At 37.1% G+C, this 8586-nt stretch carries 9 protein-coding genes and 1 CRISPR repeat array; of the genes, 2 read left to right on the top strand and 7 right to left on the bottom strand.

Annotation, left to right across the window (positions count from 1 at the left end; genetic code table 11):
• The 7 genes from RYL88_RS09235 to RYL88_RS09205 form a co-directional block, all read right to left on the bottom strand.
• On the bottom strand, nt 1-212 hold a 212-nt coding region (locus RYL88_RS09235; RefSeq protein WP_314990796.1), incomplete at its 3' end, for a hypothetical protein.
• Complete coding sequence (locus RYL88_RS09230) at nt 205-1089, bottom strand: RAMP superfamily CRISPR-associated protein (protein ID WP_314990794.1); 885 nt, start codon at nt 1087-1089, stop codon at nt 205-207. The genes RYL88_RS09230 and RYL88_RS09235, both read right to left, overlap by 8 nt.
• Nucleotides 1089-1727 (bottom strand): type III-A CRISPR-associated RAMP protein Csm3, encoded by a 639-nt coding sequence (csm3, locus tag RYL88_RS09225; protein WP_087578420.1) that lies wholly within the window; start codon nt 1725-1727, stop codon nt 1089-1091. Before csm3 ends, RYL88_RS09230 begins: the two co-directional genes overlap by 1 nt.
• 9 nt (nt 1728-1736) lie before the next feature.
• Nucleotides 1737-2144 carry a type III-A CRISPR-associated protein Csm2 gene (csm2, locus tag RYL88_RS09220; protein WP_314990792.1) on the bottom strand — a complete coding sequence of 136 codons (408 nt, stop codon included), beginning with the start codon at nt 2142-2144 and terminating at the stop codon, nt 1737-1739.
• Nucleotides 2141-3649, bottom strand: a complete 1509-nt coding sequence (locus RYL88_RS09215) for a hypothetical protein (protein ID WP_314990791.1) — start codon at nt 3647-3649, stop codon at nt 2141-2143. Before RYL88_RS09215 ends, csm2 begins: the two co-directional genes overlap by 4 nt.
• Nucleotides 3636-4472 carry a CRISPR system precrRNA processing endoribonuclease RAMP protein Cas6 gene (cas6, locus tag RYL88_RS09210; RefSeq protein WP_314990790.1) on the bottom strand — a complete coding sequence of 279 codons (837 nt, stop codon included), beginning with the start codon at nt 4470-4472 and terminating at the stop codon, nt 3636-3638. The genes RYL88_RS09215 and cas6 overlap by 14 nt, the downstream gene beginning before the upstream one ends.
• The gene (locus RYL88_RS09205) at nt 4453-4674 is read right to left on the bottom strand and encodes a hypothetical protein (RefSeq protein ID WP_314990788.1); all 222 of its coding nucleotides are present in this window, start codon (nt 4672-4674) and stop codon (nt 4453-4455) included. The genes cas6 and RYL88_RS09205 overlap by 20 nt, the downstream gene beginning before the upstream one ends.
• Before the next feature lie 591 nt (nt 4675-5265).
• Here RYL88_RS09205 and cas1 point away from each other — a divergent pair.
• Nucleotides 5266-7500, top strand: a complete 2235-nt coding sequence (cas1, locus tag RYL88_RS09200) for a CRISPR-associated endonuclease Cas1 (protein WP_314990786.1) — start codon at nt 5266-5268, stop codon at nt 7498-7500.
• A complete protein-coding gene (cas2, locus tag RYL88_RS09195) occupies nt 7500-7775 on the top strand; it encodes a CRISPR-associated endonuclease Cas2 (RefSeq protein ID WP_314990784.1) in 276 nt (91 codons plus the stop codon). The genes cas1 and cas2 overlap by 1 nt, the downstream gene beginning before the upstream one ends.
• Before the next feature lie 447 nt (nt 7776-8222).
• A CRISPR array of direct repeats spans nt 8223-8556; the repeat unit is 37 nt; unit sequence ATTTAAACAAATTTGACCCGATCTAGGGGATTGAAAC.
• Nucleotides 8557-8586: the final 30 nt, after the last annotated feature.

Genomic DNA, 8586 nt, shown 5'->3' with positions numbered 1-8586 from the left:
GTAGTATCTGAAGCTATTTTTATAAATTCATCTTTAGACTTCTCGTCAAGTTTTTTAAAAAACTCAAATTCATCAAAAACGTACATATAGTATTTATCGTCCATTCCTTTGTCTATGACGTAATTCATCGGCTCATAGGCTTCGCCGGTGCCTATATGTATAGGGCTTATGGGTTTTAGTTTGATTTTATAGTTTTTAGTTTCATTATGCATTTTTTATCTCCGTAGCTATTAGTATGCTATATCCTTGGTGTACCGTATTTGCGTTCGCGGAGTGTCCGCTTATGGCCTTTCCTATATACTCTTTTTCGCAAATTTCATCATATACTACCACGCTACCGCTATCAGCCATTAGAATCGGGCTTTTAAAAGGATTTGTACTTGAAAGCCCTCCGCCGTGTTTGCCAAATCTCGTAAACGGCTCATAGTAAAATTCTTTTAAATTTTCATCGTCTATCACGACCGGACTAAGCGTCATAAAGGCATTTGAGCTCTTTTTTACGGATACTTTTTCAAACGCGCTATACTCAAACGCTCCTTTACCTATGCTAGCTCTCTTGCCGTAGCCGCTTTTAGACACTGCTTCAAGTGCTTTTTCTAGTTCGTCAAGCTCAAATTTATCATCTAGCAAAAAATAAATATCTTGTCTGCCTAATTTTATCTCCATTAAAGCATAAGGCGCAAATTTACCGCTCTCATCGGTCGTAAACGTATGGTAGTTTATGGAGTTCTTGATTGTTGCATCTTTTGCTAGCTTGTAGCCGATCTCATCGCTTGTTTTAGCGTTTTTAAAATTTCCGCTTTGCAGATCCTCTATACTAAGCCAAATTTTCTTTCTATTTTCTTTTTTTAGCTCCAAATTTTCGCCCAAAAGATGACTTGGCATACTAGGCTTTGGCAAATATCCGCTAGCAAAGCCGTCAGATACTATCAAAAACGGCTTTTTGTCGTAGTCGCTTAGTAGCTCATTTAGCCTATCTTCTCCAAGTCCATATCTGATCGCCCAACAAATTTGCCCAAACAAAGTATCGCCTTTTAGCGGCGTAGTAAAATTTGACTTGGGCGTTATGGTAGTTTTATAAAGCGTCATTATTCCCACCTTAAATTTGTAAATTCAACCCTTCCGTAACCTCTTGAGCCGCTACCGCCTAGATAGTCGTTTTCTATTAGCTTAAGCCCGCTCTCAACCATCTCTTTTAGCTCATTTTCATTGTCGTTATAAGGCTCTTTTTCATCAAAAACTTTTAGTCTAATAACAAGGTCAAATTTCACCCCAGCTGGCACACGCTCGATCTGGCGAGGATGCTCGGCAGTTCCGCTTTCTCTATTGATCACGTTTTCATATTTTGCTTCGCTTAGTTTTAGCCCTTCGCTCTCTTTAGACAATAAACAATCCCCAACGCTTATTCTAGTAATACCAAATTTATTCTCTTTATCGCCAAAAATTTTTAGTAAATTTTGTGCCGCTTTTTTATCTGGCTCTGGTACTTTTTCTAAAATTTTAGAGTTAAAGACCTCTCCTTCGCCATATCCAACTAACCTATTATTCCACTCTAGCAAGCTCCTCATTTTGCCTTTTAGTGAGCTTCCAGGGATGTAAGGCTTATTTGTGTTTATATCTTTTATCACCTGCGAGTCTATGCCGCCTATCTTCATAGTATCATCACCGCCACCTATATGAAGTCCGCTTAAAAGCCCTATTTGCCCCTTTAAAGTTAAAATTTTCATATTCTCTCCTTATTTTTTAGCAAAGCCTATAATGGCCTCAAAAAAGAGTTTAAACACTCTTAGATCATCTTTTGTCTTTACCTGAGCCACACATTTGTTTATCATCTCGACAAAGTCATCGCTTGAACATTTTCTTGACTGAGAGTAAGCCGCTTTTGAATTTAGCATCTTTACAAATGGCAAAACTTCGCTAAAGTCCTCGCTATTTGACTTTTGCTCTAGCTCGATTATGTAGTCATAAAATGCTCTTATCTGAGTAGCTTTTGTTCTAGCAGAGACTAGATCAGCGACGCTCTTTGCTGTTTCGTCAAACAAATTTGGATTTTTCTTGTAGTCCAAAACTATCGGCGGTAAAAAGTCAGCTTGCGGTTTATTACCGGCATTATAGTTGCCGCCACCACTTCTATATCCATTCATCGTTCTCTCCTTTTATATATGTATTCACAAATAGCCATTTTGCTCTCCTTTGGATTGTTTTCTATCACATTGTTTAGCATAAGAAGTAGCTCATTCATCTCGCCGCCACCTTGCATATTTCGAGTAAAGCTATAGCTTAGCTTTGACTTCCACATTGTATTTTTCACATCCTCGCATACTTTTTTGCTCATTTCGCAAAGCTCAAGTAGCCTATACAAAAACGCCGTATTGTCTATATTAAATTTTTCAAATTCACTTAAAATTTTACTTCTAACGCTTAAATAGCTATCCCATTTAGTGGTCTCTCCAAAGATAGTGATCGCGTCTTTTCCGCTCATCTCTTTTGAGCTCTCCAGCCATTTTTCGCTAGTTTGCGCTAGAAAGCTTATTGGCGTAGATGGTTTTGCCAAAATAATTCCAAAAGAGATGCTTAGATCCTTTGTTTTTATAAATTTCATAAACTCTTGCCTTACAAAAACGGCAAGCTCTATCATCTGGTCATAGCTACCAACTATCAGAAGGTCGTCTCCACCCGCAAAGACCGTATAGCTATTTTCAAATTTCTCTTTCATCTTTCTAGGCACATATAAAGAAAAAAAGTTATTTATCCCCTTTGAAAATGTGTCAAAATTTGCAAAGTTTTGCCTAACGTCGCTATGTTTTATGAAATTTCCCATATTATCCACGTCGGCTTTTATCACGGCGATCGCATTATCTCCGCGCGATTTTTTAGCCAGATCTTCAAAGTCTGCTATGCTGCCAGCATTTTTAGCGACGTATGATCTTATATTTTCGCCTATCTCAATATCCACGTCCATAAAGTCTATGCCTATATCTTTGCTATTTATCTTCTTGATATCGCTAGCTAGCTTTTCGCCAAGACGCACAAAGGCGGCGCAAATTTCGCATTTATCCTTGTCGTGAGCTATCTTTCTTATATTGCAGATCCTACAAAGAGTTTGATTTGTTATGCCCTTGTCATAAGATAGCACCGGATCTTGCTCTTTTAAATTTAGCTTTTTAAATTTCTCTAACTCCACAGCCTTGCTGATCTTATCCCTTAGCTCTTTATATCGCTTGGACTCCGTAAAGTCAGCCCTTTCGCACTCCACGCAAGATAGGCTAACACCGCTAACGCCAAAGAAATTTTTTATAAAATAAGCGTTTATAACGCCTTTTATCTCTTTAAAAGTTGCTTCGTCAAATTTAGGAGATAGTATCTCAAATTTACCAGCCGTGCACGATAAGATACATTTTTCATCTATGCCCAGTTTTTGGCAGATAAATTTAGCCAAAACCATCATGAAAAGCTCGCAGAACGCAGACTTTGCCCTTAGTACTTTGGCTGCGTTTTTTGAGCCTAGGTTATCAAATATAAATTTTTGTATCCCGTAAAAGTCTCCGCCTATTAAAAACATCCTATCTTGCAATATCTCATCTATATTCTTAGGGTCTTGCTCCAAATTCGCGAAATCATCGTTAAAATAACTGCTAAATTTGCTCATTCATATCCTCCGTTTTTATTTTTCCTAGTCCAAAAACAGTCTGCTTGCCTACGCCTATTATCTCGCCTAGCTTTAGTAGTTCCATACACTCTTTGCTAACGCCCCTTATCTGCAAAGACCCCACCAAGCCGCCAAAATTCATAGTAGTGTTTTGCCTGTTGCTACGCCTAGTTAGCTCCACGTATTTTAGATCTTTTTTAGTTATCTCGCCTTTTACCTCGCACGCTAACGCCTCGTGAGCTAGTCCAAAGATACTTAGGCGCCTTTGATAGATGGAGTTTAGTATATCTCTTAGACTTATATTGTCATTTTTTAAAAAAACATTATCCTTTTTTATCCTAAGCGGAGTTATAAATTTGACCCTGACATCGCCTCCTTCACCATCAAAGCTAAATTCTCTCACGTACTCTTTAGGTAGACTTATTTTATCCTCTGCCAAGCACGCTTCGCCGTTTACGAACATATCAAATTTCTCGTACCTAACCCTATCTTTGCCAAGACCGTATCTCTTTAGCATCATATAGAGTGCTGAGGCGATATATGGTAGTTTCTCGCACGAGCCTCCAAACAAAACTATACCAAAGTCATACCCCTTTCCCCCTATCTCAAAGTCCAGCCTATATCTATGGTAGCTATTTTTCTTCTCATAAAAGTCGTAATACAAACAGCTCTCGCTTGCAAAGCATTCGTCGCACTTATGGGCGTGATTTATACAGCTTACGCTTTTTAGCGCATATCCAAAGGCTCCTCGCACCTGTGAGCCGATAAAAAAAGGCGGCTTTTGCGATGGTTCAAATTTTACTCTAAGCTCGGCATATCTCATCTGCGCCGCCTATTTTTACACGGTTAAAAAGCTTGCCCGTCATGCATCCTTTTATGCTATTTTTTATATTTGTCTTTATAAAAATTTTAAGATCGGATAAAAATTTATTAATATCCGGTAGTTCTAACGGCACGCCAAGACTATCCCTTGCAACCCTTAGCCTACGAGAAAATATCAAAATAATACTAGTTTCGTTATTCACTTTATCGCTCTATTTTTAATTTCTGTTATTATACATAAATTAAAAATAAATGTTTATAATTTTCAAGCTTTCTGCTTAAAAATTACGATTTTTTATATTTTTACTCACACCCATATATATTTTATTTAAATTTTAGATTTGCGAGATTTATTGGCTAAAATTTGAGCTTTTTGGCCAAAATCTCTCAGAGCAAGTTTACGAACTTACAAAAAAGATTTATAAACTTATCTAAAATAATAAATGCCTATTAAACAAATTTGACCCGATCTAGGGGACTATCATGTTATAATGACAGCAAAAAGCGCAAATGGTAAAATACCGATCGGCTAGATAAGCATTGAAAGTAAAAATTGCAGATAAGACATAGTCAATCATGAAGTAGGCGCCAAATTGTAAATTGATCGCTAGAACCTTATAAAAATACTTAGGAATCAGTAGATTATTCTTAGTGGGGATGCAAAAATCAATTTGAGAAGAGCTATTATGAGACTTTTTAACGGAGAAAAAAGGATGACTTTAGGTATAACAAAAGGAAATAACAACCTAGCAAGATAATAAAAAAACTCTATCTATTTAAAGGCAGGCATCAATATGTTTATCAAAACTTTAGAACAGATATTTACCAAAAATGCTTTAAGCTCTGCATTTGACGAGATTTCCGCAAATTCTTTGGGTTTAGACGAGATATCATATGCTGATTTTAAGAAAAACTTTGACGAAAACGCAGACCATCTCACGCGCTCATTGTTAAACGGCACCTACGCGCCCGAACCGCTAAGAAAGATCAACATCCCCAAAGAAAATCGTAGCGGAGTAAGACCCATAGGCATATCCTCCATAAAAGATAAGTTGGTTCAAAGGGTTTTATACTCGGAGTTAAGTCCATATTTTGACGAGACGTTTTTATCAAATTCCTACGCCTACCGCCCGCATAAATCAACCTACAAAGCCATAAATAGAGCTAGTAATTTCATAAACGAGGGTAACTGCTGGATACTCAAAGCCGACGTAAAAGACTTTTTCGAGTCAATAGACCACTCAAAGCTACTACAAATTTTACAAAAACATATAAAAGACGCAAAGATCATAAGCCTTATCTCACTCTTTTTAAAAACCGGCGGATTTTTAAAGCGCGATTTTAAAGAGCATAAAATCGGCGTAAACCAAGGCGATATCCTATCTCCTATGCTATCAAACATCTATCTTGATTTGATGGATAGATTTATAAACAAGACTACGGATAAATTTATCAGATACGCTGACGATTTTATCGTCTGTTTCGGCGAAAAAGACGAAGCCTCGGAATTTGAGCAAAAACTAGATGACTTTTTAAAACTACTAAATCTATCTCTCAACAAAGAAAAAACAAAAGTCGTAAACATAAATGATGGATTTGTCTTCCTAGGCGTTCGTTTCTTTGGCAAAAACCGCTGTGTAGATAACGACAAAATTCAAAAAATCATCTCAAATTTACACTCCGCAAGCAAAGAAAAATCAAATTTCATCGACTACATAGACGAGATAAACGCCATTTTGCTTACGCTTAAAAACTACTATCTAAAGATCATACCGCCAAACTCACCGCAAATAACCCAGATAAAAGAACACCTCATAGACTCCTTATCGCAAAAGATCGCCCTATACAAGCAAAACAAAAGTATAAATTCAAAAAAAGAATTTACGCTCTATCTTGAAAAGATAGATTTTGGAATACTATTTAATCAAAACGAGATAAAAGACAAGATAACCCTAGCCATAACAAAAGGCTATGACAAATATCTATCTCAAAAAAGCTACGACAACGACTCCCGCAAGATAAACCAAAAGCGAAATTTCTACGCAACCAAGATCGCTTCGGATTCTACGCTTCATATCAATCAAATCGGAGTCCATCTAGGTCTTAGCAAAAACAAATTTGTCATAAAACAATACGGCAAAATTTACAAAGAATTTCCCATCTCTAAAATTTCACGCATCATCGTTGATAGCGAACACATCTCGTTATCTTCTGCGGTGATCTGGCGCTGCACAAGGGAAAAAATCCATATCGATTTTATAGACAAACACTACGTCCCATACGCCACTTTGCTAGCTTACAACAGCGTCTCTACGCAAACTACGCACAAGCAAGCCATGCTCCTAAACACGCCGGCCCAGCTATACATCGCCATGTCCTTAGTCGAGGCAAAGATAAAAAACCAAACCAACTACCTAAAGTACCTAAACAAATACCACAAATCCCTAACCCAAAACATCCAAAAACTAGAAAATATCCTGGCTAGAAAACTAAAATACGTCAAAAACACAAACGAGCTCATGGGGTTTGAGGGCTCAGCTGCGGCCATTTACTGGGACGGCATAAAAAGCATATTACCGCTAGAATTTGAAAAGCGCATAACATTTGGCGCCAAAGATATCGTAAATTCATCACTAAACTACGCCTACGCCATACTCTACTCCAAAGTCCAAGAGTGCCTATATCTAGCAGGGCTTAGCCTACATATCTCATTTTTGCATGCGCTTGACAGCACAAAGCCGACCCTAGTTTTTGATATGATAGAGCAGTTTAGGACATTTATGGTAGATAGAGTCATCGTTTCGATGCTAAACAAAGACGAACCAATCACACTAAACAAAGAAGGGCTTCTCACCGACGCTTCCAAAAAGCTCATAGCCCAAAACATGAAAGAAAAACTCGGAAGCTACACTATGTGGAAAAAAGAGTCTTGCAGATGCGAAAACATAATCATGCAAGAGTGCTACGATCTAGCTCGCTTCATAAACGGCGAGAGCAAAAGCTATAAGCCTTTTGTAGGGAAATTCTAATGAAATTTGTCATCGCCTACGACATACAAAACGATAAAAACCGCAAAAAGCTCTCCGATATCCTAGAAGGTATCGGATATCGCGTAAATTTTAGCGTCTTTGAGTGTGAAATAAACGAAACCAAGCTTAAAAAGCTGATCAAAGACGCCAAGCCTTTGCTAAATACCAAAACCGATAGCCTAAGATTTTACAGACTATGCGAAAACTGTGTCGGCAAAAGTTTTGAGCTTTGCGACAAACCAGCCATCTTCGAGACGCAAGAACTCTTTGTCTAGCTTATACCATTCTTATGTCTTCTCTCCAAATTTAGATTTGCGAACTTTTTTAGCTTAAATTTGCCACTTTTTGGTTAAAATCTCGCCAAATAAGTTCGCAAACCTCTATATTTTAAAATATGCTCTTCTACATTTGCGAACTTTTAGTTATGCTTAAGTTTAGGATAACGTATTTTAGGCTATTGCGAAACTTATATATCGCTTAGAGTTCGCAAACCTATAAAATTTGAAAATTTTAAAAGAGATTTGCGAACTTTTTTAAAATGACAAATGCCTAAATTTAGGGGTTCTTTAACTTATCGTTGTTAATTTTACGGAGTTGGTATTTTTAAATACCTATACATTTGCGAACTTTTTCGAGGTTTTTACGAATTTTAGGTGTTTTAAAAGATGTTTTCTTAAATAAATTTGTTAGTTTTTGTTTTTGCGAGAATAGTCTTTTAGGCTATTTAAACAAATTTGACCCGATCTAGGGGATTGAAACTTAGTTTTGCATAAAGCACCTTGTCAAACTCAATGATTTAAACAAATTTGACCCGATCTAGGGGATTGAAACTACTCTAACATGTTAAAACCATCTCCTTTCTTGAAGATTTAAACAAATTTGACCCGATCTAGGGGATTGAAACATCTGTTTCTGTAGGAACATAATCCTCTAACAGATCGAAATTTAAACAAATTTGACCCGATCTAGGGGATTGAAACACCCTTTCCTGTTACCAACCACAAAACGGTTGGTAAGAAATTTAAACAAATTTGACCCGATCTAGGGGATTGAAACAATGTTGCTGTGTTTATTGCAGTACACAGT

Source organism: uncultured Campylobacter sp. (genome assembly GCF_963517995.1).
Classification (GTDB): domain Bacteria; phylum Campylobacterota; class Campylobacteria; order Campylobacterales; family Campylobacteraceae; genus Campylobacter_A.
The sequence above is the reverse complement of the archived record's forward strand: the minus strand, read 5'-3'. Positions and strand labels throughout refer to the sequence as shown.

Bases quoted from the DNA above. Each gene is read 5' to 3' on its own strand.
- cas6 (WP_314990790.1), bottom strand. From the start codon at position 4,472: ATGAGATATGCCGAGCTTAGAGTAAAATTTGAACCATCGCAAAAGCCG.
- csm2 (WP_314990792.1), bottom strand. From the start codon at position 2,144: ATGAATGGATATAGAAGTGGTGGCGGCAACTATAATGCCGGTAATAAA.
- RYL88_RS09215 (WP_314990791.1), bottom strand. From the start codon at position 3,649: ATGAGCAAATTTAGCAGTTATTTTAACGATGATTTCGCGAATTTGGAG.
- cas2 (WP_314990784.1), top strand. From the start codon at position 7,500: ATGAAATTTGTCATCGCCTACGACATACAAAACGATAAAAACCGCAAA.
- cas1 (WP_314990786.1), top strand. From the start codon at position 5,266: ATGTTTATCAAAACTTTAGAACAGATATTTACCAAAAATGCTTTAAGC.
- csm3 (WP_087578420.1), bottom strand. From the start codon at position 1,727: ATGAAAATTTTAACTTTAAAGGGGCAAATAGGGCTTTTAAGCGGACTT.
- RYL88_RS09230 (WP_314990794.1), bottom strand. From the start codon at position 1,089: ATGACGCTTTATAAAACTACCATAACGCCCAAGTCAAATTTTACTACG.